Genomic DNA, 23,032 nt, shown 5'->3' with positions numbered 1-23,032 from the left:
CTTGACCGGACCCTTCCGTGACATCTGGTCGAGCCAGCTGCCCGAGCCCGGCACGCCAAGCAAGCATCGGGGGATTCTCGAAGAGAAGATACGTTCGGATACGAACATGCCGCAGCGCCCGGCGACACCATTGAGGGTCAGCGGGCACCGCGGCATTTCATGGCGCCAAGACGTATGCGTATGTCAGGACGCGATCAGGACGCGATCAGGACGCGAGGACCTCGTCGAGCAGGGCCTCGGCCTTGTCCTCGTTCGTGTTCTCCGCGAGGGCGAGCTCGCTCACCAGGATCTGCCGAGCCTTGGCGAGCATGCGCTTCTCACCTGCGGACAGTCCGCGCTCGCGCTCCCGACGCCACAGGTCACGCACAACTTCCGCGACCTTGATGACATCGCCGGAGGCGAGCTTCTCGAGATTTGCCTTGTAGCGACGGGACCAGTTCGTCGGCTCTTCGGCGTACGGCGCGCGCAGCACCTCGAAGACCCGGTCGAGCCCGTCCTGACCGACCACATCACGCACGCCGACGAACTCCGCATTGTCCGCAGGCACACGTACCGTCAAGTCGCCCTGAGCGACCTTCAGCACCAAGTAGGTCTTGTCCACGCCTTTGATCTGGCGAGTTTCGATGGCCTCGATCAGCGCGGCCCCGTGATGGGGATAGACCACGGTGTCGCCAACCTTGAACGTCATGTGACAGGTACCCCTTCCGTGGCTATCCATCCTAACACGAGAACGGCCTCTTCTGAATGGCGTTTTCGCAGGTCAGGGCATATCTCGGGGCTTGACAACAGCAACAGGAACGTGCTGCGGACGGCTAGCGGAGCGGGGTATTCGCAGGTGGGAGCCGCTCTCCGGGGAGGGTGAAACGTGCCCGTCACACGCCCTCCGAGAGCGCTCCACCAGGCCGAACGTCCCGGTTTGCCGGGTTCCAAGCGGTGAACTTCCGCTACTCCGTTCGGCGACGGAAGAGAGGTGCGACTCTCCGTTCGGCGCAAATCCGGAATTGATCAAGCCATCCCCGTGATCAATTTCCGGCACTTCCCCGGACCGCCATGCATTCCTTACCGGAAATCCGCAAGGCGGGCCGTGATGACCCTTGACGGCGCTTAAGTGAATGGTGAACGAGAGAACAATGATCTCGCCGTGACAGAAGGGAAGCAGGTGGTGAGACGGAGGCGCCGCGGGGAGGCTGGTGGTGCCTAGGGGCGGGTCGGGTGCGGTGGTGCGGGAACGGCTCGGTAACCTAAGCCCGCTGACACACCCTTAGGACGGCTTTACAGCCGCCCGCCCTCCCGTACCGCTCTCGTTCAAGGAGTTGCCGCCGCCGTGAGCCGCAGCCTTCGACGTGGCGTCATCGCCGCCACTGCCATCGCGTTCTCGCTCACCTCGCTCGCCGCGTGCGGGGCCGGCAACGACGCCGCGACCAACGAGATCAAGCCGGACAACGCCGCGACCGCCGTCGGCGACATCAAGATCCAGAACGCCATGGTCATCACCCAGCCCGACCTGGAGTCGACGGGTCCCGCGGTGATCGCCGCGACGATCTTCAACAACGGCTCCACCGCCCAGACCCTGGACGGCATCACGGTCGACGGGACCGGCAAGAAGGCCAAGATCACGCCGGCCAAGGACGACAAGACCTCCAAGGCGGGCGGTCCGCTGACCATCCCGGCCGGCGGCTCGGTCATCATCGGCGGCAAGGACAACGCGTCCGCCGTCCTGCCCAGCAGCCGCGAGGCCGTCAAGGACGGCGACGCGCAGCCGGTCACCTTCGCCTTCAGCAAGACCGGCGACGTGAAGATGCAGACCTTCGTCATCCCGGCCGAGAGCTACTTCAAGAAGTGGGGCCCGAGCGACGTCCCGAAGGCGCCGGACGCCAAGCCGTCCACGAAGCCGTCGGGCAGCGCGTCCACCGACCCGTCGGGCGCGGCCTCCACGAACCCGTCGGGCACGCCGGCCGACGGCGCGAGCACCGACCCGTCCGGTGCGGCCTCCACGCCGGCCGACGGCGGTGCCGCCTCGCACGGCGCCGGCGAGGGTGCCGCCGAGCACTGATCGGCGTACGTACGCATACGGAAGGGCGGGAACCCCGAGGGGTTCCCGCCCTTCCCCTGTCATTCGCGGTTTACGGCTCGAACTTGTAGCCCAGGCCCCGCACCGTCACCAGGTAGCGCGGCGCCCCCGGGTCGGGCTCGATCTTGGCGCGGAGGCGCTTGACGTGGACGTCGAGGGTCTTGGTGTCGCCCACGTAGTCGGCGCCCCAGACGCGGTCGATGAGCTGCATGCGGGTCAGCACGCGGCCCGCGTTGCGCAGCAGCATCTCCAGGAGGTCGAACTCCTTCAGGGGCAGGTCGACCTTGGAGCCGGAGACCGTGACCACGTGGCGGTCGACGTCCATCCGGACCGGGCCCGCCTCCAGGGCCTGCGGCGTGACCTCCTCCGGCTCGCCCCTGCGGCGCAGGACCGCGCGGATGCGGGCCACCAGCTCGCGGGACGAGAAGGGCTTGGTGACGTAGTCATCGGCTCCTATTTCGAGGCCCACGACCTTGTCGATCTCGCTGTCCTTGGCGGTGACCATGATCACCGGGACGTTGGAGCGGCCGCGCAGCTGGCGGCAGACTTCCGTGCCGGGCAGGCCCGGCAGCATCAGGTCGAGCAGGACGAGGTCGGCGCCGTTGCGCTCGAACTCGTCGAGTCCGTCCGGGCCGGTGGCCGCGATGGCGACCTCGAAGCCCTCCTTGCGGAGCATGTAGGACAGGGCGTCGGAGAAGGACTCCTCGTCCTCTACGACGAGCACTCGGGTCACGGAAGGACCTCCGGGGCAGGGATGGGTTCGTACGCTGTGGTCTCGTCGGGCCGTGCGGTGTCGGCGTCGTTGCCGAGTCCGCCGTGACCGGATCCGCGTTCGCGGGCAGCGGCTGCTTCGGGCAGCCGCAGGGTGAAGGTGGAGCCCTGTCCCTCCGAGCTCCACACGGTGACCTCCCCGCCGTGCGAGGCGGCCACATGCTTGACGATGGCGAGGCCGAGGCCGGTGCCGCCGGTGGCCCGGGAGCGCGCCGGGTCTACGCGGTAGAAGCGCTCGAAGATGCGCTCCTTGTCCTTGTCGGAGATGCCGATGCCCTGGTCGGTGACGGCCACCTCGATGAGATCCCCGCCGGGCGCGGTGACCCGGCGGGCGGCGATGCCCACGCGGGTGCGGGCGGGGCTGTAGTTCACGGCGTTCTCGACGAGGTTGCCGAGCGCCGCCGCTAGCTGGCCGCGGTTTCCCCATATCTGCAGGTCGGCGGTGCCGCCCGCGGCCATGGTGATCTGCTTGTGGGAGGCCTGGTGACGGCTGCGGTCGATCGCCTCCGCCACCAGTTCATCGACACGGACGGGTTCGGCGTCCTCCAGGGGGTCGTCGTTCTGGACCCGGGAGAGGTCGATGAGCTCCTGGACGAGGCTGGTCAGGCGGGTCGCCTCGATCTGCATCCGGCCGGCGAAGCGCTCGACGGCCTCGGGGTCGTCGGAGGCGTCCATGACGGCTTCGGAGAGGAGGGAGAGAGCCCCTACCGGGGTCTTGAGCTCGTGGCTCACGTTCGCCACGAAGTCACGTCGTACGGCCTCGATGCGGCGGGCCTCGGTGAGGTCCTCGACCAGGAGGAGCACCAGGCGGGAGCCGAGCGGGGCGACGCGGGCGGATACGGCGAGGGCCTCGCCCCGGCCGGTGCCGCGGCGCGGCAGGTCCAGCTCGACCTGGCGTATCTCTCCGTCTCGGCGGGTGTCCCGCGCCATCTGCAGCATGGGCTCCACGGCGAGCTTGCCGCCGCGGACCAGGCCCAGGGCGTACGCCGCGGAGCTGGCCTTCACGACGCTGTCCGCCTCGTCGAGGACGACGGCGGACGAGCGGAGCACGGAGAGCACCGTGTCGACGCCCGGTGGCAGTACTGGGTCGGTGTGCAGGGAGGTCCGGGTGGGGCGTTTCAGGTCGCGCTCGCTCCAGCGGAACGCCAGCATGGCGATGACACCGGTGCACACCCCGGCGATCGCTGCCGCTGCGGCGACCGCCGCGTTCACGTCCATGCCTCCAGGTTATGCGCCCTTTACGCACCGGCCACAGCCATACGGGTGCGGCCTCGAACACTCGTCGCCCAGAGTTCACCGAGGGGACGGGGATGGTTCACTTCGACCGAACGGGCCGACCGGGGCCGAGCAGGGTCCGCTCCGGGGCGGACGCTCCCCGTCGCCCATAGTTCACCTTGGTGACAGGGACGGTTCATTTGGGATGTCGGAAACGGACGCGTCCGCCCCGCACCGTGGGAGCGTGGGGGTCACCCCCCGGGACGTACTAGAGAGGGACATCCACATGCGGGACGCGTACCACGAGGAACTTGACTCGATCGGCGAGGGCCTGGTCGAGATGGCCCGGCTCGTCGGGTCGGCGATCGGGCGCGCCACCACGGCCATGCTCGACGCCGACCTGAAGATGGCCGAGAGCGTGATCGCCGCTGACCAGAAGGTCGACGATCTGCAGCATGACCTGGAGGCGCGCGCGATAGCCCTGCTCGCGCGGCAGCAGCCGGTCGCCACCGATCTGCGCATCGTCGTCACCTCGCTGCGGATGAGCGCCGACCTGGAGCGCTCGGGCGACCTCGCCCAGCACGTGGCCAAGCTGACCCGGCTGCGTTTCCCCGAGTCGGCCGTGCCGCGCGATCTGCACGCGACGATTCTGGAGATGGGGCAGCTCGCGCAGCGGCTGATGGCGAAGGCCGCCGAGGTCATCATCACCAAGGACGTCGATCTCGCGCTGCAGCTCGAGCAGGACGACGACGAGATGGACCTGCTGCACCGCACGCTCTTCCAGCACCTGATGGAAGACCGGTGGAAGCACGGCATCGAGACCGCCGTGGACGTGACGCTGCTGGGCCGTTACTACGAGCGGTTCGCCGACCACGCGGTTTCCGTGGCCAAGCGGGTCGTGTACCTCGTCACCGGTGAACACGCGGATGAGATCCAGCCGTCGGGGGCGCCTGTGGAAGGGGCCTGAGGCCTCCTTCTCCCGCTCACGTTCTCCGGCTCACGTAAGGGTGTGCCCCGCGCTTTCCGTGCGGGGCACACCCTTTGGCGTGGTGAACGCTTGGCGTTGTGACTGCCTGGCGTGGTGACTGCGTTACCCGCAGCCCCCGCCGCACTGGCACGATCCACCCTGCTGGCAGCCGCAGCCGCAGCCCGAGCCGCAGCCGCAGGCTCCCAGCAGGACCAGTTCGGGCAGGCCTGGTGTCACGGTCGGCTGCTCGGGGGTGAACACGGGGTTGGGGGACTCTGCCATGGGTCTCCTCCTCGAAGGCGTACTGCCTATCCCCTGTCTATGCCCAGACCTGACGGCGCATCAACGGCGCACGCGCGCGCGGGCATCGGCTGCGGGAGCCTCTTCCGCGGTCTCTTCCACGGCCTGCGAAGCCGGAGCCACCGGCACGGCCCCCGCCCCCACCTCGGTCTCCTCCTCCGGAAGTCCCCTCATCAGCGTCCAGTAGCCGAGCGCCGCGAACGTACCGATGACGGCGCAGATGCCCCACAGCCACTCCGCCCCGAAGCGGTCGATCACGAAGCCGGACATCAGCGGGGCGACGAGCGCGGCCACGGCCCACGACAGGGTGTACATGCCCTGGTAGCGCCCCCTGCCGTGGAGGGGCGAAAGCCGCACCACAAGTCCCGTCTGCGTTGGCGCGTTGACGATTTCAGCCAGCGTCCAGACGCACACGGTCAGCGCGAAGACGCCGATCGACCCGGCGAAGGCGGTGAGCCCGAAGCCGTATCCGGCGAGCAGCGCGGAGATGATCAGCAGCCGCTGCGGGTCCCGGTGCTCGATGAAGCGGGTGACCGGGATCTGCAGGACGACGATCAGTACGCCGTTGACCGCGATGGCCATGCCGTAGTCGGCGGGCGTGAACCCGGCCTCACCCATGGCGACGGGCAGCCCGACGGACCCCTGCTGAAAGATCAGCGCGATGAGGAAGGAAAGACCCACGACCCCCATGAACCGCCCGTCCCGCAGGACCGTCCCGAGCCCCACCTCCGGCTCGGCGTCCTTCTCCAGGGCGGTCCGCACGGGCCGCGACTCCGGCAGTTTCGCAAAGACGACGATCGCGCAGGCCATGGTCATGGCGGCCTCGATGAGGAACCCGGCGAGGTAGCTGAACTCGGCGATGAAGCCGGCGCCCATGGCGGAGATCGCGAACCCGAGGTTGATCGCCCAGTAGTTGAGGGAAAACGCCCGCACCCGGTCCTCGGGCCGCACGATGTCCGCCATCATCGCCTGGACGGCGGGCCGGGAGGCGTTGCTGGCCATACCGACCAGGAAGGCCACGGCGGCGATGGCCAGCGGGTCCTTCATGAACCCGAGCAGGGCGACGGAGAGCGCCGTGGAGGACTGGGCGATGAGGAGGGTGGGCCGCCGCCCGAGCCGGTCGGTCATGACACCGGCGCCCAGCGAGGAGACGACTCCGCCGAGCCCGTGCAGGGCGGCGACGAGCCCGGCGTACGTCGCGGAGTAGCCCCGGTCCAGGGTCAGATAGAGCGCCATGAAGGTGGCGACGAAGGCGCCGAGCCGGTTGACGAGGGTGCTGGTCCACAGCCACCAGAACTCTCGGGGCAGCCCCGAGACGGACTCTCTTGCGGCACGTCTCATGGCGGCGAGCGACATCGGTTTCCCCCACAGATCAGGCAGGCGCGCGAACAGGACGTGCAACCGTCCACGTGTAAGCGTCTCTAGCGACGACCGCACATTACGATCCCGGTGGCTCGGGGAGCCACCGGATTAACAGAAACCGTCAACTGACCCCCCTGCGGCGGGGCCTGAGTCCACGCCCCGGCCGGGCGCGCGGGGCGCCCGGCGGTTCGATTACGCTCAGGGGCATGGCCGACGCACCGTACAAGCTGATCCTCCTCCGCCACGGCGAGAGCGAGTGGAACGCGAAGAACCTGTTCACCGGCTGGGTGGACGTCAACCTCAACGAGAAGGGCGAGAAGGAGGCGGTCCGCGGCGGTGAGCTGCTCAAGGACGCCGGCCTGCTCCCCGACGTGGTCCACACGTCGCTCCAGAAGCGCGCGATCCGCACGGCGCAGCTCTCCCTGGAGGCTGCCGACCGCCACTGGATCCCGGTCCACCGCAGCTGGCGCCTGAACGAGCGCCACTACGGCGCCCTGCAGGGCAAGGACAAGGCGCAGACCCTGGCCGAGTTCGGCGAGGAGCAGTTCATGCTCTGGCGCCGCTCGTACGACACCCCGCCGCCGGCCCTTGACCGCGAAGCGGAGTACTCGCAGTTCTCCGACCCCCGCTACGCGACTCTCCCGCCGGAGCTGCGCCCCCAGACGGAGTGCCTCAAGGACGTCGTCGTCCGCATGCTCCCGTACTGGTTCGACGGCATCGTCCCGGACCTCCTGGACGGCAAGACGGTCCTGGTCGCCGCGCACGGCAACTCGCTGCGCGCCCTGGTCAAGCACCTGGACGGCATCTCCGACGAGGACATCGCGGGCCTGAACATCCCGACGGGCATCCCGCTGGCCTACGAACTGGACGCCGAGTTCAAGCCGGTGAAGCCGGGCGGCACGTACCTGGACCCGGAGGCGGCGAAGGCTGCCATCGAGGCGGTCAGGAACCAGGGCAAGAAGAAGTAGATTTTGTGATCATGCCTCCCACCTGCGCATACGGCGCGGATGGGGGGCATTTTCATGACCCGGGACCACTCTGGGCCGATTGCCGTACGCCAGTGCATGCCACCAGCCCGCGGCCGTCTTCGGTGATGAAGAGCATGAAGACCCAGGCCCCGTCCGAAGAATTGATCTGCCCCAGCCGTACCGGTTGGCCATGCCTGCTGAGGAGTTCCACGGCGCGTTCCAGGCCCGTGGTTTCGATGCCCTTGCGGAGCGTGTGTCTGAGACGGCGACCGTAGATATGCGCGAGTGACTCGGCGGAAGTGGTGCCCTCCCAGACGACATGCGACGCACCGTCGCGGAGCGCATCCAGGGCGGTCGAGGGTGCCTCACCATCACCGGCAGCCAGCAGTGGTTCGAGTTGTTCCCGGTCCATAGCCGTCGCCCTCGTCCGGGATCCTGCAGTACGCGAGGAGATGACAGTAACGCCGAGCGGATCCTTGAACTCGAAGCATCACATGACGGCTGACTTGAAACACGTGGGATGGTGGTCGGGTGACGACGCTGGAGGATCTCGTCCGGTTGCGCCGGGCCCGCGACACCATGGACCGCGACTACGCCGAGCCGCTCGACGTCCCGGCGCTCGCCCGCGTCGCCCTCATGTCGGCGGGCCACTTCTCCCGCAGCTTCCGTGCCGCCTTCGGTGAGACGCCGTACAGCTATCTGATGACGCGCCGCATCGAGCGGGCCAAAGCGCTGCTGCGGCGGGGCGACTTGACGGTGACGGACGTCTGCTTCGCCGTCGGCTGTACGTCCCTCGGGTCCTTCAGCTCACGGTTCACCGAGCTTGTCGGCGAGAGCCCGAGCGCATACCGGGCCCGGAGCCATGACGAGGGCGCCGACGTCCCGGCCTGCATCGCCAAGATCCACACACGACCGGTCAGGAACGGAGAAGCCGGATCCGGCGCCCGACCGTAGCGTGGAACGCATGGACATCAAGCTTTCTCAGACCTTCATCGCCGTCGACGACCACGACAAGGCGCTCGCTTTCTACCGCGACATTCTCGGCCTCGATGTGCGGGGCGACGTCGGATACGCGGACATGCGCTGGGTGACCATCGGGGCGCCCTCTCAGCCGGACGTGAGCATCGTCCTGGAACCCCCGCTGGCCGACCCGAACGCATCGGAGGCCGACAAGCAGGCCATGGCCGAACTCCTCGGCAAGGGCCTGCTGCGCGGCGTCATCTTCTCGACCAACGACGTCGACGCGACCTTCGAGCGCATCAGCACGGCGGGCGGCGAGGTGCTGCAGGAGCCGGTCGACCAGCACTGGGGCGTCCGCGACTGCGCCTTCCGCGACCCCGCCGGGAACATGGTGCGCTTCAGCCAGCCTCGCGGGAAGTGAGCGCCAGGTGTCACGGGCTGCCCACGTCCGTGACGCCCTGCGCGACCTCACCCACGGCGTCCAGGATCCCCTGCCCGAAGGCGGTCGGGGCGATCAGCACCCCGAAGACGAGCACGACGGCCATGGTCATTCCTGTGTCGAGCCGCGTCCGAGGCGCTACGCGTCTACGCCACAACATGACGATGACGACAGCCAGCAGAACCGCGAGATCGATCGTCAGCACCACTGGGCCAGTCCTCCCGTCAGGCAAGAACGTTCCAGTCCTCCTGTGTAGCCCGAACCACGCGCCGCGGTCGATCAGTTACCGACGGTTGGCGACATTGTGTGCATCCGGGGCCGGATTGGCTCATGCCTGTCACCTATGCCAGATGCACGCTGCGCCTCGTACAAGTTCCGGGGCCGGACCACATCCGTCGTCCCACAGAGCTCGATGCGCGAGTGCAGCTCTCCGGAGAAGTCGGGTACGTCGATCTGGTCGAACTCCCGTACCTCGTTGATGCCCACCGTGGCGCTGTAGGGCGCCAGGCCGTCGATCTTCATCAGGCCAGCGCGGTGATTCGTCACGCGGATGTTCCAGTGCGTGAAGCGGGCGCCGAAGAGCGGGCCCGCGCTGGCGTCTCCGCCGTGGCGGCCGTTGTTGTTGACGGTGATGTCCGTGCGGACGTTCGCGAAGGGCATGCCTCGGTGGCTGTCGAAGGTGCCCATGTCCATCGTGCCGCGTGACCAGACGTTGTAGGAGGAGAGGCCTTCTACGTTGATGCCGTGGAGCTGGGTTCCTGACGGGGCCGGGACCGTGCGCTGCTCGATGGTGAAGTCCTCGATCAGGTTGTCGTGTGAGCCCTCGCGGCAGAAGTACGGGTGGTGCGAACCTCGGCCCGCGACACGGGTGTTGCGGAGGGTGCAGGCGGATGCGCCGACGAGCCCGAAGCCGTTGTCCACATGGCGTACGACGATGTCGTCCGCCCAGCAGTCGTACGCGCACTGGAACGTGACGCCGTTGTAGCCCTTGTCCAGGAGGTGCGGGGACTGGGGCGTCTCGACCGCCTCGAGGGTGAGGCCCTCGACCCCCGCGTTCGTCAACGCCTGGACGTGGGTGGTGAGTCGGGGGTCCCACTCCGGGCGTACGTCCAGGGGGAGGGGGCGTTCGAGGGTGACGGTGCTCTTCTTTACGGAGGTGATGCGTACCGGCCACTCGTACGGAACGTATGAGGTCAGTTTCGTCTTGTCGTCCCAGGTGTAGGCCTCCGGGCCCGGTCCTCCGCCCGCCATGTGCTGCAGGAGCGTGTGGTCCGCGTCGTCGGCGAGGCGGAGCAGGACCAGGTCGCCCTTGCGCAGGCGGGAGGTGTCGGTGACCTTCAGGGTGCGGTCGCCGCGGTGTGCCGGGGCGGTGGTCGTGAGGGTCTCCCACTCGTCCCTTCTGTTGCCCGTCCAGCCCTCGAACGGCCAGGCCTTCGCCTTGATGGCTGTGGCGAGGGACTCCCAACGTCCTTGTGGACAGAGCCAGATGAGGCCGCCGGCCCAGGACCAGCTGCTCTTGTCACCGCCGTAACGGGAGTCGTAGGGGCCGATGAGTTCGGTGAGGTTCTTGGTGGCGTGGAGGGTGGTGCGGGCGCTGCCTGCGCCTCGGAGGACGACGTTGTCGTGGGCGATGCGGATGATGTCGTCTATGCGGTACGTACCCGGTGGGATGAGGACGGTGCCGCCGCCGTTCGCGCCGGCTTCGGCGAGGGCGCGGTTGATGGCGGGGGCGGCGTCTGACGTGCCGTCGGGCTTGGCCCCGTAATCACGTACGTTCGCTACGACTTCGGGGCGGGGCAGGTGGCGGCTGCCGGCTCGGGCGCCGGCTCGGCCTACGTAGGGGATCTGGGGGTGGGTGTACGGAGCCTTCGTGAACTCCCGCCAGAGGGCGGGGGTTTCACCTCGCGGCCGCTGGCCAGCCGCCCACGCGGTCCCGCCGACCGCCGCACCGCCGGCGGCCGCTGCCGCCGCGACGGCTATCGCGCCGCCGAGTACGCCGCGTCTGGTGGGGTGCTCCATGCCTGTACCCATAGCGCCTCCGCTTTCTATGGATGTGAACGTCGTTCATATCTGCGGTGGCGGTGAGCATGCCATGGGGTTGGCGGCTGGGGAAGGTGTGTGGCAGGGCGGGGGCTTTGGTGGGCCGGTGGTGGTGTTCTTGCCGGGGCCGCCCGGTTGTCCCGAGGTTGGCGGTTCCGGGCCGGGAGTCAAGGGCGCTCCTTCGTCGCGTCGGCTGCGCCGATTCCGCTTCGCTCCACCCTTGACACCCACCCCTCCACCGCGAGAAGCAAATTGACCGGGCGGCCACGAAACGGGGCTCACGGGACTGCGGGGATGGGTCATCCGGCTTCGCTGCCGGGTGCGGACTAGTCCGTCGCAGCGCTGCCCACTGAAGGGGTGCGCGGGCGGTCCGGGGATGGGTGCCGGTCTCGTCAAGCGTCTACCGACCGGATCTTCCGGGGTGACCGTCACGGCCAGGGACAGGCGGGGGGGTGGGGGGCCTACTTTGGAAAAGTAGCGTTCTGGCACAAGGGGGGCGCGCGGCACTACGAAACGCAACTTTGCCGAAGTAGGTCCCCCACCCCCCTCACGGCCAGGTCCGGGGATCAACTGAGCCTCGCATTCGGCGAGTTGCACCCCTGACGCCTGACACCTGAGGCCCGCCCCGGAAGATCCGGTCGGCAGACGCTTGACGAAGCCGGGACCCATCCCCGAGCTGACCGCGCAGCCCGTCCATCCCTTCAGCGGGCTGCGCTGCTACGAACTAGTCCGCACCCGGCAGACAAGCCTGACGCCCCAAGGGCCCGTCCCCGTGAGCCCCGCTTCGTGGCCGCCCGGTCATCTCGGTTCCCGCGGTGGAGGGGTGGGTGTCAAGGGTGGAGCGAAGCGGAATCGGCGCAGCCGACGCGACGAAGGAGCGCCCTTTACACCCGGCCCGGAACCGCCACACTCCGGACAACCGGGCGGCCCCGGCGCCAACTCGACGCCGGGAACCCACTACTCCTGGGTCAAGTGAGTGAACGCGTCCAGGTTTCGGGTGGGCTCGCCCCGCGACACCCGCCACGCGTACTCCTTGCGGATCGCCGTGGCGAAGCCCAGTTCCAGGAGTGTGTTGAAGGGGCCGTCCGCGTTCTCCAGGACCGAGCCGAGGAGGCGGTCCAGTTCCTCGGGGGTCACCGCGGACAGTGGCAGCTTGCCGGTGAGGTAGATGTCGCCCAGGGAGTCGATCGCGTAACTCACGCCGTACAGGCGCAGGTTCCGCTCCAGGAGCCAGCGGTGGACCGCCGCGTCGTTCTCATCGGGGTGGCGTACCACGAACGCCATCAGCGTCAGCGCGTGCTTGCCCAGCTTGAGCGAGAGCGTCGTCGAGAGTTTGCGGGTACCGGGGAGCTTCACCACGTAGGAGCCGGGCTCCGGGTTCTCCCACTCCAGCTCGGCGTCGTTCAGCGTCTGCTCGATGATCGCCGGTGCGTCAGCCTGATCAGCCATGATGCGAGCGTACGCGACGCCGGTGCTCGTGCATGGCTGCCGTGTAGACGTCCGCCGTGGCGGACGCCGCCATGTCCCAGCCGAAGGATTCCGCGTGCAGCGCGGCCGCCGCGCCCATGCGGTCCACCAGGTGGGGGTTCTCGGCGAAATCGCGGAGTACGCGCGCGTAGTGGGCCGGCTCGTGGCCGGAGATCAGGAAACCCGTCGTCTCGTCGCGGACCGCGACCGGCAGGCCGCCCACCGACGCCGCGAGCACCGGCGTGCCCGCCGCCTGCGCCTCTATGGCGACCAGGCCGAAGGACTCGCTGTAGGAGGGCATCACGAGGACCGATGCGGCCCTGAACCAGTCCGCCAGTTGCTCTTGGCCCACCGGCGGCTGGAAGCGGACCACGTCCGCGATTCCCAGCTTGGCCGCCAGCTTCTGGAGGCCCTCCGGCTTGGCGAGGCCGCTGCCGCTGGGGCCGCCCACCACGGGTACGACGATGTTCGAGCGCAGTTCGGGGCGCTGGTCGAGGAGGACGGCTACCGCGCGGAGTAGTACGTCCGGCGCCTTCAGCGGCTGGATGCGGCCCGCGAAGAGGGGGACCAAGGCGTCCTGTGGGAGGCCCAGGCGGTGGCGCGCCGCCGCGCGGCCGTCGGCCGGGCGGAAGCGGTCCAGGTTCACGCCGGGGTGGACGACAGCGACCTTGCCCGCGTCCGCTTCGTAATGGCGTACGAGTTCGTCGGCCTCTTCGGAGGTGTTGGCGATCAGGCGGTCGGCCGCCCGCACGATCTGTGTCTCGCCGATGACGCGGGCGGCGGGCTCGGGTGTGTCGCCGACAGCCAGCGCGGCGTTCTTGACCTTTGCCATCGTGTGCATCGCGTGCACCAGCGGCACGCCCCAGCGTTCGGCGGCCAGCCAGCCGACGTGGCCGCTCAGCCAGTAGTGGGAGTGGACCAGGTCGTAGTAGCCGGGGCGGTTGCCGGCCCACGCCTGCATCACGCCGTGCGTGAAGGCACAGAGCTGGGCGGGCAGCTCCTCCTTCGCCAGGCCCTCGTAGGGGCCCGCGTCCACGTGCCGGACCAGGACGCCGGGAGCGAGCTCGACGGCGGCCGGCAGCGCGCCCGTGGTCGAGCGCGTGAAGATCTCGACCTCCACGTTGATCGCGGCCAGGCGCTTGGCCAGCTCGACGATGTAGACGTTCATGCCGCCCGCGTCGCCCGTGCCGGGCTGGTGCAGCGGTGAAGTGTGGACGCTCAGCATCGCCACGCGGCGCGGGCGGCGGTGCGTACCGGGGAGCCGGAGTCTGCCGGGCGCTGCCGGAGAGAGGCGACCGAGCCTGGACACGTACTGGGTCACGTGGCGGTCCTCCTTGCGCGCGCGGGCATGGCTTGCGGGAGGGCCCGCAAAAGCCCTCCAGAGGGAGAACATCGGAAGGGCCGCCTCCATTTCCTCTTTGCTAAATCATTACCGGGTCGGGCTCAACCGTTGCCCACGGCTACGGGCACATACCCTTTCCCCATGGCCTCCCGCACCCCTTCCCGCCCCGTGGGAACGGTGACCCGCGGGACCACCAACCCCAACCGGCTGCGCCGCATGGACCGCTGGATCGCCGCCACGCACGGCGCCGAGCTGCGGCGCGCGGCCGACCCCGTGGCCGTCGACCTCGGCTACGGAGCCGCGCCCTGGACCGCCGTCGAGCTGCTGGTGCGGCTGCGGACGGCCGCGCCCCACGTACGCGTGGTCGGCGTCGAGATCGATCCGGCGCGGGTCGCGGCCGCGAAGCCGTACGAGAGGGAGGGGCTCTCCTTCCGGCACGGCGGCTTCGAGGTGCCGCTGCCTGGCAGGCCCGCGCTGATCCGGGCCGCCAACGTCCTACGGCAGTACGACGAGGAACAGGTCGCCGCCGTGTGGGAGCGGCTGTGCGCGCGGCTCGCACCCGGCGGACTGCTGGTGGAGGGGACCTGCGACGAGATCGGGCGGCGGCACGTCTGGGTCGCGCTCGGCCCCGAAGGCCCGCGCACGGTGACCTTCGCGACCCGTCTGGGCTCGCTCGACCGGCCGTCCGACCTCGCCGAGCGGCTCCCGAAGGCGCTGATCCACCGGAACGTGCCGGGCGAGCCCGTACACGCGTTCCTGCGCGACTTCGACCGGGCCTGGGCGGCAGCGGCCCCATACGCCTCGTACGGGGCGCGGCAGCGGTGGATCAGGACGGTGCGCGAGCTGGCCGCGGACTGGCCGGTGGCCGACCGGCCTTCGCGCTGGCGGCAGGGTGAAGTGACCCTGCGGTGGGAGGCGTTGGCGCCCCGTCAGGCGTGAACCGTGCCTCGTCAGGCGTGAAACATGCCTCGCATGGAGCAGATCCCCCGGCCTGACCTGCAGGGAACGATCTTCCAGTGCCGTTCGTCACATGAGTCGGGCAGCGGGATGGGAGTTGCCGACGTGCTCTGTCGGATTGCGCGCCGGCATGGCACCATCCCCGGGGCGACCACAAGTTACTGACGGTAAATCAGTTTTGGGGGAGGCGGGACGTGACCGGCAAGCGGAGTTCGACGATGGCTGGCATGGCGCTGATCTGCGCGGTGACGGTGCTGACGACACCCGGCACGGCCTTCGCGAGTCCGGCGAAGCCAACGCCCGGCAAGGCCAAGTCCCTTGAGGACGTACGCAAGGAGATCGACCGCCTCTACCACGAAGCGGGCGTCGCCACGGATGCGTACAACGCGGCCGAGGAGAAGTCGAAGAAGCAGTCCCAGCAGATCGTGCGGCTCGCCCGCTCCATCACCAAGGGCCAGCAGAAGCTCGACAAGCTCAAGTCCCGCGCGGGCGCCGCCGCCCGCGCCCAGTACCGCAGCGGCGGGATGCCCTCCGAGGCCCAGTTGATGCTCAGCGACGACCCGCAGGAGTTCCTGGACGGCGCGGGGCGGATGCGGCAGGGCGAGAAGGCCACCAAGGGCATGCTGACCGAGCTGGGCCGGACGCAGGAGGACCTGCGGGTCTACGCCAAGGACGCCACCGCCCAGTGGAAGAAGCTGGAAGCCAACCGCAAGGCGAAGGCCGCCTCGAAGAAGAAGATCAAGAAGAAGATCGAGGCCGCCGAGGAGATGGAGTCCAAGCTCGAGAAGAAGGAGCGCGAGCGGCTCCGGAAGCTCGAGGAGGAGGCCGCCCTCAAGAAGCAGTCGGCGTGGGTGAGTTCGGGCGTCCTGAAGGACATCAAGGGCAAGGCGACAGGCCAGGGCAAGAAGGCCGTCGAGTTCGCCACCGCCCAGATCGGCAAGCCGTACGTGTGGGGCGCCGAGGGCCCGTCCTCGTACGACTGCTCGGGGCTCACCTCACAGGCCTGGGCGGCGGCGGGACACGGCATTCCGCGTACGTCGCAGGAGCAGTGGAAGCAACTGCCGCGCATCGACATCAAGAACATGCGCCCCGGCGACCTGATCATTTATCACCAGGACGCCAGCCATGTCGGGATGTACCTGGGCGACGGCGCGATCGTGCACGCACCGCGCCCCGGACGCGATGTCACCATCGCCGGAGCGGGATCGATGAAGATCCTCGGGGTCGTCCGGCCCGACAAGTAGCCCGGCCGCCGGGCGACCCGGCCGCCGGCAAGAAGCGGCCGACAAGTGACCGTCCCTGTGCGGTGAGTCAGTCGCGTGGCCGTTCTGTGCCGTACGTCATGTGACCCACCGCACCCCCACGTTCCGTGCTCAACACCTCCGGCGTGATGTTCGTCATCCCCGGTGGGAGCCATCGTGCCCAATTGCGGCCCTACATGCGGCATATGACGGTGGCTGTTTGCCGCTCGGCATTCCAATGGGGCCGTGGCTAACGCTATGGTCCCCGTCGGTGGTGCGGCGACCGTCGCCCCACCATGCCCTCGGGGGGAGGGAAGGAACAAAACCGATGCCCGTACCCATACCGCGGCAGAGAGCGATCCCGGCCGCGGAAGGCGGTCAGGCTCACGCTCTGCCGGCGCCCGTACCCACGTCCCCGGACGTGGCCGCACACCACCGCCCGACGGAGCAGACAGGCGGCACCGGACTCAGCCTGCTGGTGATCGAGGACGACCCGGCAGGGTCACTCGGCGTCCCCGCGCTGCTCGACTCCGCGGGCAAGCCCATCCGCATCCGCACCGCCCGCAACCTCACCGAGGCCGAGCGGCTGCTCACCGACGACGTGCACTGCATCCTGCTCGACCTCGCCCTGACGGGCGCCGGCGCCCCCGGGACCGGTGCCTCCGAGGCCGACGAGGACGAGCTCGCCATGCTCAAGCACGTGCTGCGCCTCGCGCCCCGGCACGCCGTCCTCGCGCTCACCGCGAACGGCGACGCCGAGCGCGGCGCCGAGGCGGTGCGCGTCGGCGCCCAGGACTATCTCTTCCGCGACGAACTGGACGAGCGGCTGCTCAGCCGCGCCATCCGGTACGCCGTGGAGCGCAAGCGCGCCGACGCCGCCCAGCGCCAGCTGACGGAGTCGCGCCTGCGGGCCCAGGAGAACGCCCGTCTGGAGCGCGGCCTGCTGCCCACGCCGCTGCTCGACGGCTCACCGCTGCGGTTCGCGGCCCGCTACCGCCCCGGGCGCTCACGGGCGCTGCTCGGCGGCGACTTCTACGACACGGTGCGCACCCCCGACGGCTCGGTGCACGTCATGATCGGCGACGTCTGCGGCCACGGCCCCGACGAGGCCGCGCTCGGCGTCGAGCTGCGCATCGCCTGGCGGACGCTGACCTTCGCGGGCCTGTGCGGCGACGAGCTGCTCTCCACCCTGCAGAAGGTCCTGGAGCACGAGCGCGCCGACGACGAGATCTTCGCGACGCTCTGCACCGTCGACATCGCCCCTGACGGCCGCCGCGCCGGACTCTGCCTGGCCGGACACCCGTCCCCGCTGATCGCCCGCGACGGGCGTCTCGCGGAGCTGCTTCCGTACGAGAACAGCGGCCCCGCGCTCGGCCTGCTGCCGAACGCCCGCTGGCCGCGCCGCCAGGTGGAGCTCGGCGGCAGGTGGAGCCTGATGCTCTACACGGACGGCCTGATCGAGGGCCGCATCGGCCAGGGCAAGGAGCGCCTCGGCCAGGAGGGCATGGTCGAGATGGTCCGCCGCAAGATCGCGGCGGGGCTGCGGGGCGACGAGCTCCTGGAGGCCGCGGTCAACGAGGTCCGCGACCTCAACGGCGGCGACCTGACGGACGACGTGGCTGTGCTGCTCCTGGACCGCGATCGCTAGCCTGCGATCGGCCGAGGGCTACCGGCCGCCGTTGTACGGCCCGTACGGCCCGTCACTGCTGGAGCCGCGGCGGCCACCGCCGCCTCCGCCGGTGATCTGCTTGATCGCGGGCCGCACGTCCACCATGTACACGATGGTCGCGATGAGCCCGATGATCGGCAGGAACGACAGGATCGGGAAGAGCAGGCTCACCACGAAGGCGATCCCGAGGATGATCAGCCAGAACGGCTTGGTCTTCTTGTCCGCGGCCCGGTAGGCGTCCTCGCGCCGGATCGCGGCGTCGAGCAGCGCGAACCCGCAGAAGACGATCAGGGCCAACGACAGCAGCCACATGAAGTTTGCGAAGCCCTGCATCAGCACAACGTCCACCACCAGTCCCGGCTCGTGAGGCCTTCGAAAGTCTTGAGTACGCGAGTCTTGAGTACGCGGACACCGTACCCGCTACCCGGAGAACGGGCCGGGCACTCCGAGAGTGCCCGGCCCGTTCCTACGGCAGCAACGGCCGCGACACGCGCCTACTTGGCGGGCGACGTGGTCTTCTTGGCCGTCGTCTTCTTCGCGGTGGTCTTCTTCGCCACCGGCTTCTTCGCCGGGGCGGAGGCGGCGGCCTGCGATTCGGCGGGCTTCGGCTCCGAAGCGTCCGGCTCGACGGCTTCGGCCAGCTCCGAGATCTCATCGGCGGCCTCGCCGCGCCAGGTCTTCACGGCCTGCTCACCGTGCTCGGCGACCTCCTCGTACTTCTCCCGCGCCTTGACCGCGTACTCGGCGGCCACGCCGACCGAGCGCAGCGCCAGGTCCTGAGCGCTCTCGCCGAGCTTCTTCAGGTCGGTGTCGAGGGTGCCGATGAACTCGGTGACCTTGGTCTGGATCGTCTCCTGCGCCTCCTTGGCGCGGGTGGCGGCCTTGTCCTGGACGGCCTTGGTGTCGGTGTTGCGCACGGCGTCGAACCGGGCAGGCGCCTCGGCGATCAGCTGCTCGATCAGACCCGGCACCTTCTTCGCCTGCTGGTACGCCAGGTCCGCGGTGCCCGCGGCGAAGTAGGCGGGGGTGGGGTCGCTGAGGGTCTTGTACAGGTCGTCCTTGATGGCCATGGCGATGGTCCTCCCGGATTCGCTTCAGCTTGAGGGGTGGTCCTTGGGGCTGGCATCACTGCCGTCGGCCGTGCGGGGGCCGTCAGCGGTGGTGTCCACTTCATCTGAGAACGACGAGCCGTCCGCGTACGAAACATCGTCCGCGTACGACGAGACCTCGAAGCCGTTCTCCTTGCGGAACGACTCGTAGATCTGCAGCAGCACTTGCTTCTGCCGCTCGTTGATGGACGGGTCGGCGAGGATGACGGCGCGCGTCTCCAGCTCGTCCCGCTCCTTCTCGTCGAGGATCCCGGCCCGGACGTACAGCGTCTCGGCGGAGATCCGCAGCGCCTTGGCCACCTGTTGCAGGACCTCGGCACTCGGCTTGCGCAGGCCGCGCTCGATCTGGCTCAGATACGGATTGGACACCCCGGCGGCGTCGGCGAGCTGCCGCAGCGAGAGCTGCGCGTTGCGCCGCTGCTCACGCAGATACTCACCGAGATTGCCGACGTTGAGTGATGCCATACGCCGATACTGCCCCGCCCTTGCTAACTATTGCAAGCACATGCTTGCAAAAGTGTTCCAGGCCACGTCGGGCGCCGGAGCGGAACCGGAGAGGAGCCGGAGCGGAGCCGGAGAGATCAGCAGCCGGGCAGATCAGGATTCGAGAAGCGCGGGCCCCCAGGCGCCGCATACGGTGAGGCAGGCGACGGAGACCGCGCAGGCGGCCCGCACGACGGATGGAGACGCGATGAGTACGGCCAAGAGGAAGAGCACGCAGCCGCCCGCGCCGCACGCCGCCGACAGCCACGACATGATCCGCGTGCACGGCGCCCGGGTGAACAACCTGAAGGACGTCAGCATCGAGATCCCGAAGCGGCGCCTCACGGTGTTCACCGGCGTCTCCGGCTCGGGCAAGAGCTCGCTGGTGTTCAACACCATCGCCGCCGAGTCGCAGCGGATGATCAACGAGACGTACAGCGCCTTCCTGCAGGGCTTCATGCCGACCCTGGCGCGGCCCGAGGTCGACGTGCTCGACGGACTGACCACCGCGATCACCGTCGACCAGCAGCGGATGGGCGCCGACCCGCGCTCCACCGTCGGCACCGCCACCGACGCCAACGCGATGCTGCGGATCCTCTTCAGCCGGCTCGGCAAGCCGCACATCGGCCCGCCCAGCGCCTACTCCTTCAACACCGCTTCGGTCCGGGCGAGCGGCGGCATCACCGTCGAGCGCGGCGCCTCCAAGACCAAGACCGTGAAGGCGACCTTCAACCGCACCGGCGGCATGTGTACGCGCTGCGAGGGCCGGGGCGCGGTCTCCGACATCGACCTCACGCAGCTCTACGACGACTCGAAGTCGCTCTCCGAGGGCGCGTTCACCATCCCCGGCTGGAAGTCGGACAGCCAGTGGACCGTGCAGGTCTACGCCCAGTCCGGCCTGGTCGACCCGGACAAGCCGATCCGGAAGTACACCAAGAAGGAACTGCGGGACTTCCTCTACGGGGAGCCCGTGAAGGTCAAGGTCAACGGCGTCAACCTCACCTACGAGGGGCTGATCCCCAAGATCCAGAAGTCGTTCCTGTCCAAGGACAAGGAGGCGATGCAGCCGCACATCCGGGCGTTCGTGGAGCGGGCCGTCACCTTCACCGTCTGCCCCGAGTGCGACGGGACGCGGCTCAGCGAGGGGGCCAGGTCCTCGAAGATCAAGCGGGTCAGCATCGCCGACGCCTGTGCGATGGAGATCCGGGATCTGGCCGAGTGGGTCCGGGGCCTGAAAGAGCCTTCCCCGAGCTCTTCGAGCAGGGGATACCCCACTGTCGCTCCCCTGCTCACCGCGTTGCAGCACACCCTCGACTCGTTCGTGCAGATCGGCCTCGGCTATCTCGCGCTCGACCGGCCCGCGGGCACGCTGTCGGGCGGCGAGGCGCAGCGCGTCAAGATGATCCGGCACCTCGGCTCGTCCCTCACCGACGTCACGTACGTCTTCGACGAGCCCACCATCGGCCTGCACCCCCATGACATCCAGCGCATGAACGACCTGCTGCTCCAGCTGCGGGACAAGGGCAACACGGTGCTCGTCGTGGAGCACAAGCCGGAGGCGATCGCCATCGCCGACCATGTCGTGGACCTCGGTCCGGGCGCGGGTTCGGCGGGTGGCACCGTCTGCTTCGAGGGCAGCATCGAGGAGCTGCGGGCCAGCGACACCGTCACCGGACGCCATCTCGACGACCGAGCGAAGCTCAAGGCGACGGTGCGCGAGTCCACCGGCTCGCTGGAGATCCGCGAAGCCACCCGCAACAACCTCCAGGGCGTGGACGTCGACGTGCCGCTCGGGGTGCTGTGCGTCGTCACCGGCGTCGCGGGATCCGGCAAGAGCTCGCTCATCCACGGCTCGGTCCCCACCGAGGCGGGCGTGGTGTCGGTCGACCAGGCGCCGATCAAGGGATCGCGGCGCAGCAACCCGGCGACGTACACCGGACTGCTCGAGCCGATCCGCAAGGCGTTCGCCAAGGCCAACGGCGTGAAGCCGGCGCTGTTCAGCGCCAACTCCGAGGGCGCCTGCCCCACCTGCAACGGCGCCGGCGTCATCTACACCGACCTCGGCATGATGGCGGGCGTCGAGACCACCTGCGAGGACTGCGAAGGGAAGCGGTTCCAGGCCGAGGTGCTCACGTACACCTTCGGCGGCAAGGACATCAGCGAGGTGCTCGCGATGTCGGTGGCCGAGGCCGAGGAGTTCTTCGGCTCCGGCGATGCGCACACCCCGGCCGCGCACAAGATCCTCGACCGGCTCGCCGACGTCGGCCTCGGCTACCTCAGCCTCGGCCAGCCGCTCACCACGCTGTCCGGCGGCGAGCGGCAGCGGCTCAAGCTGGCCACACACATGGGCGACAAGGGCGGCGTCTACGTCCTCGACGAGCCGACCACGGGCCTGCACCTCGCCGATGTCGAGCAGCTGCTCGGCCTGCTCGACCGGCTCGTCGAGGCCGGCAAGTCGGTCATCGTCATCGAGCACCACCAGGCGGTCATGGCGCACGCCGACTGGATCATCGACCTCGGGCCCGGCGCGGGCCACGACGGCGGCAAGATCGTCTTCGAGGGGACGCCCGCCGAGCTGGTCGCCGACCGCTCCACGCTCACGGGCGAGCACCTCGCGGCCTACGTCGGCGCCTGACCGGGGCCCGCTGTCACACGGGGGAAGGCCCGCCGGTAGTCCCCCGGTGACACGCCCACCTGCTTGAGGAAGTGGTGGCGGAGGTTGTTCGCCGTGCCCAGGCCGCTGAGTACGCCGATGCGCTCGATCGGCAGGTCCGTCGACTCCAGGAGGCTCTGGGCGCGCGCAAGGCGCTGGTTGAGCAGCCACTGGAGCGGGGTCGTGCCGGTGGCCGCCTGGAGTCGGCGGTACAGCGTGCGCGGGCTCATCGCCGCGTGCCGGGCCAGGTCGTCGACCGTCAGGGGGCGGTCGAGGCGGGCGCGGGCCCATTCCAGTACGGGCGCGAGGCCCTCGTCGTCCGTCGCGGGCACCGAGAGGTCGATGAACTGGGCCTGGCCGCCCGGCCGGTGGGCGGGCACGACCATCCGCCGGGCGAGCTGATTGGCGACGTGCGCGCCCAGGTCGCGGCGGACCAGGTGCAGGCACAGGTCGAGGCCCGCGCTCACTCCCGCGCTGGTGAGGATGTCACCGTCGTCCACGTAGAGCACGGAGTCGTCGACGTCCACCTTCGGGTAGCGCTCGGCCAGTTGGGCCGTGTGCATCCAGTGCGCGGTGGCCCTGCGGCCGTCGAGCAGGCCCGCATCGGCGAGCGCGAAGGCGCCGGTGCACAGGGAGACCATCCGGGCGCCCGCCTCGTACGCACGGCGCAGGGCGGGGGCGAGGCCCGGCGGCAGCGGTGCGCCGTCGTCGACACAGGCGTCCGGGACCGACGTCACGATGACGGTGTCCGCGCCGACCAGGTCGTCGAGTCCGTACGGCGTACGCAGCGAAAGGCCGGTGTCTCCGGCGCCCCCGGCACCCCCGCCTTCGGACCCGCTGCACAGCCGGAAGTCGTACCAGTGGTCCGACAGATCCGGCTGGGGCTTGCCGAACACCGTGCAGGGGATGCTCAGTTCGTACAGATCCCAGGACGGGATCGCTATCTCCTCGGTCACGACCAACGCGACGGAACCAGCGCTCATGCGGCGAGGGTAGGACGTGGGTCTGACATCGGGCG

General features: G+C 69.3%; 22 protein-coding genes. 9 read left to right on the top strand and 13 right to left on the bottom strand.

The window, feature by feature from the left end:
• Window positions 1-205: 205 nt before the first annotated feature.
• Window positions 206-688: a CarD family transcriptional regulator gene (locus OG453_RS05575; protein WP_003953493.1), complete on the bottom strand. Its 483-nt coding sequence runs from the start codon at window positions 686-688 to the stop codon at window positions 206-208.
• Between the two features lie 636 nt (window positions 689-1,324).
• Here OG453_RS05575 and OG453_RS05570 point away from each other — a divergent pair.
• On the top strand, window positions 1,325-2,053 hold the full coding sequence (locus OG453_RS05570; RefSeq protein ID WP_266865043.1) for a DUF461 domain-containing protein: 729 nt from the start codon (window positions 1,325-1,327) through the stop codon (window positions 2,051-2,053).
• A 70-nt stretch (window positions 2,054-2,123) separates the two neighbouring features.
• Here OG453_RS05570 and OG453_RS05565 read toward each other — a convergent pair whose 3' ends face one another.
• Window positions 2,124-2,804 carry a response regulator transcription factor gene (locus OG453_RS05565; protein WP_111665435.1) on the bottom strand — a complete coding sequence of 227 codons (681 nt, stop codon included), beginning with the start codon at window positions 2,802-2,804 and terminating at the stop codon, window positions 2,124-2,126.
• Complete coding sequence (locus OG453_RS05560; protein WP_266865041.1) at window positions 2,801-4,060, bottom strand: cell wall metabolism sensor histidine kinase WalK; 1,260 nt, start codon at window positions 4,058-4,060, stop codon at window positions 2,801-2,803. The genes OG453_RS05565 and OG453_RS05560 overlap by 4 nt, the downstream gene beginning before the upstream one ends.
• A 283-nt stretch (window positions 4,061-4,343) precedes the next feature.
• Here OG453_RS05560 and phoU point away from each other — a divergent pair, with 283 nt between their 5' ends.
• Complete coding sequence (phoU, locus tag OG453_RS05555; protein WP_266869721.1) at window positions 4,344-5,024, top strand: phosphate signaling complex protein PhoU; 681 nt, start codon at window positions 4,344-4,346, stop codon at window positions 5,022-5,024.
• 123 nt (window positions 5,025-5,147) lie between these two features.
• On the opposite strand, the gene OG453_RS05550 is transcribed toward phoU, so the two are convergent.
• Window positions 5,148-5,306: a hypothetical protein gene (locus OG453_RS05550; RefSeq protein WP_167828976.1), complete on the bottom strand. Its 159-nt coding sequence runs from the start codon at window positions 5,304-5,306 to the stop codon at window positions 5,148-5,150.
• Between the two features lie 60 nt (window positions 5,307-5,366).
• Window positions 5,367-6,680 carry an MFS transporter gene (locus OG453_RS05545; RefSeq protein WP_266865039.1) on the bottom strand — a complete coding sequence of 438 codons (1,314 nt, stop codon included), beginning with the start codon at window positions 6,678-6,680 and terminating at the stop codon, window positions 5,367-5,369.
• A 212-nt stretch (window positions 6,681-6,892) separates the two neighbouring features.
• Here OG453_RS05545 and OG453_RS05540 point away from each other — a divergent pair, with 212 nt between their 5' ends.
• Window positions 6,893-7,654 carry a phosphoglyceromutase gene (locus tag OG453_RS05540; protein WP_266865038.1) on the top strand — a complete coding sequence of 254 codons (762 nt, stop codon included), beginning with the start codon at window positions 6,893-6,895 and terminating at the stop codon, window positions 7,652-7,654.
• Window positions 7,655-7,706: 52 nt separating this feature from the next.
• On the opposite strand, the gene OG453_RS05535 is transcribed toward OG453_RS05540, so the two are convergent.
• The gene (locus tag OG453_RS05535; RefSeq protein ID WP_266865036.1) at window positions 7,707-8,066 is read right to left on the bottom strand and encodes a hypothetical protein; all 360 of its coding nucleotides are present in this window, start codon (window positions 8,064-8,066) and stop codon (window positions 7,707-7,709) included.
• Window positions 8,067-8,233: 167 nt separating this feature from the next.
• On the opposite strand from OG453_RS05535, the gene OG453_RS05530 reads away from it, so the two are divergent.
• Both OG453_RS05530 and OG453_RS05525 read left to right on the top strand, forming a co-directional pair.
• Window positions 8,234-8,608 carry a helix-turn-helix transcriptional regulator gene (locus OG453_RS05530; RefSeq protein WP_266869720.1) on the top strand — a complete coding sequence of 125 codons (375 nt, stop codon included), beginning with the start codon at window positions 8,234-8,236 and terminating at the stop codon, window positions 8,606-8,608.
• Window positions 8,609-8,618: 10 nt separating this feature from the next.
• Window positions 8,619-9,035 (top strand): VOC family protein, encoded by a 417-nt coding sequence (locus OG453_RS05525; RefSeq protein ID WP_266865034.1) that lies wholly within the window; start codon window positions 8,619-8,621, stop codon window positions 9,033-9,035.
• Window positions 9,036-9,332: 297 nt separating this feature from the next.
• Here OG453_RS05525 and OG453_RS05515 read toward each other — a convergent pair whose 3' ends face one another.
• The 3 genes from OG453_RS05515 to mshA form a co-directional block, all read right to left on the bottom strand.
• Window positions 9,333-11,084, bottom strand: a complete 1,752-nt coding sequence (locus OG453_RS05515; protein WP_266865032.1) for a glycoside hydrolase family 55 protein — start codon at window positions 11,082-11,084, stop codon at window positions 9,333-9,335.
• A 966-nt stretch (window positions 11,085-12,050) separates the two neighbouring features.
• Window positions 12,051-12,542, bottom strand: a complete 492-nt coding sequence (locus tag OG453_RS05510; protein ID WP_266865030.1) for a YbjN domain-containing protein — start codon at window positions 12,540-12,542, stop codon at window positions 12,051-12,053.
• Complete coding sequence (gene mshA, locus OG453_RS05505) at window positions 12,535-13,881, bottom strand: D-inositol-3-phosphate glycosyltransferase (protein WP_266865028.1); 1,347 nt, start codon at window positions 13,879-13,881, stop codon at window positions 12,535-12,537. Before mshA ends, OG453_RS05510 begins: the two co-directional genes overlap by 8 nt.
• A gap of 162 nt (window positions 13,882-14,043) precedes the next feature.
• Between mshA and OG453_RS05500 the strand changes: the two genes are divergently transcribed.
• The 3 genes from OG453_RS05500 (at window position 14,044) to OG453_RS05490 (ending at window position 17,748) form a co-directional block, all read left to right on the top strand.
• Window positions 14,044-14,841: a trans-aconitate 2-methyltransferase gene (locus tag OG453_RS05500; protein WP_266865025.1), complete on the top strand. Its 798-nt coding sequence runs from the start codon at window positions 14,044-14,046 to the stop codon at window positions 14,839-14,841.
• Window positions 14,842-15,077: 236 nt separating this feature from the next.
• The gene (locus tag OG453_RS05495; RefSeq protein WP_266869718.1) at window positions 15,078-16,103 is read left to right on the top strand and encodes a C40 family peptidase; all 1,026 of its coding nucleotides are present in this window, start codon (window positions 15,078-15,080) and stop codon (window positions 16,101-16,103) included.
• Window positions 16,104-16,428: 325 nt separating this feature from the next.
• Window positions 16,429-17,748, top strand: a complete 1,320-nt coding sequence (locus OG453_RS05490; RefSeq protein WP_266865023.1) for a PP2C family protein-serine/threonine phosphatase — start codon at window positions 16,429-16,431, stop codon at window positions 17,746-17,748.
• Between the two features lie 18 nt (window positions 17,749-17,766).
• Here OG453_RS05490 and OG453_RS05485 read toward each other — a convergent pair whose 3' ends face one another.
• The 3 genes from OG453_RS05485 to OG453_RS05475 form a co-directional block, all read right to left on the bottom strand.
• A complete protein-coding gene (locus tag OG453_RS05485) occupies window positions 17,767-18,102 on the bottom strand; it encodes a DUF2516 family protein (RefSeq protein ID WP_266865021.1) in 336 nt (111 codons plus the stop codon).
• A gap of 161 nt (window positions 18,103-18,263) precedes the next feature.
• Window positions 18,264-18,839, bottom strand: coding sequence for a hypothetical protein (locus tag OG453_RS05480; RefSeq protein ID WP_266865019.1), 576 nt, complete (start codon window positions 18,837-18,839; stop codon window positions 18,264-18,266).
• 24 nt (window positions 18,840-18,863) lie between these two features.
• The gene (locus tag OG453_RS05475) at window positions 18,864-19,343 is read right to left on the bottom strand and encodes a helix-turn-helix domain-containing protein (protein WP_266865018.1); all 480 of its coding nucleotides are present in this window, start codon (window positions 19,341-19,343) and stop codon (window positions 18,864-18,866) included.
• 226 nt (window positions 19,344-19,569) lie between these two features.
• Between OG453_RS05475 and OG453_RS05470 the strand changes: the two genes are divergently transcribed.
• The gene (locus OG453_RS05470; RefSeq protein ID WP_266865017.1) at window positions 19,570-21,996 is read left to right on the top strand and encodes an excinuclease ABC subunit UvrA; all 2,427 of its coding nucleotides are present in this window, start codon (window positions 19,570-19,572) and stop codon (window positions 21,994-21,996) included.
• Here OG453_RS05470 and OG453_RS05465 read toward each other — a convergent pair.
• Entirely contained in the window at window positions 21,981-22,997 is a 1,017-nt protein-coding gene (locus OG453_RS05465; RefSeq protein ID WP_266865015.1) for a GlxA family transcriptional regulator, read from the bottom strand. The genes OG453_RS05470 and OG453_RS05465 overlap by 16 nt on opposite strands.
• Window positions 22,998-23,032 lie beyond the last annotated feature (35 nt).

Source organism: Streptomyces sp. NBC_01381 (assembly GCF_026340305.1).
Classification (GTDB): Bacteria; Actinomycetota; Actinomycetes; order Streptomycetales; family Streptomycetaceae; genus Streptomyces.
This window is presented reverse-complemented; position numbering and strand designations above follow the sequence as displayed.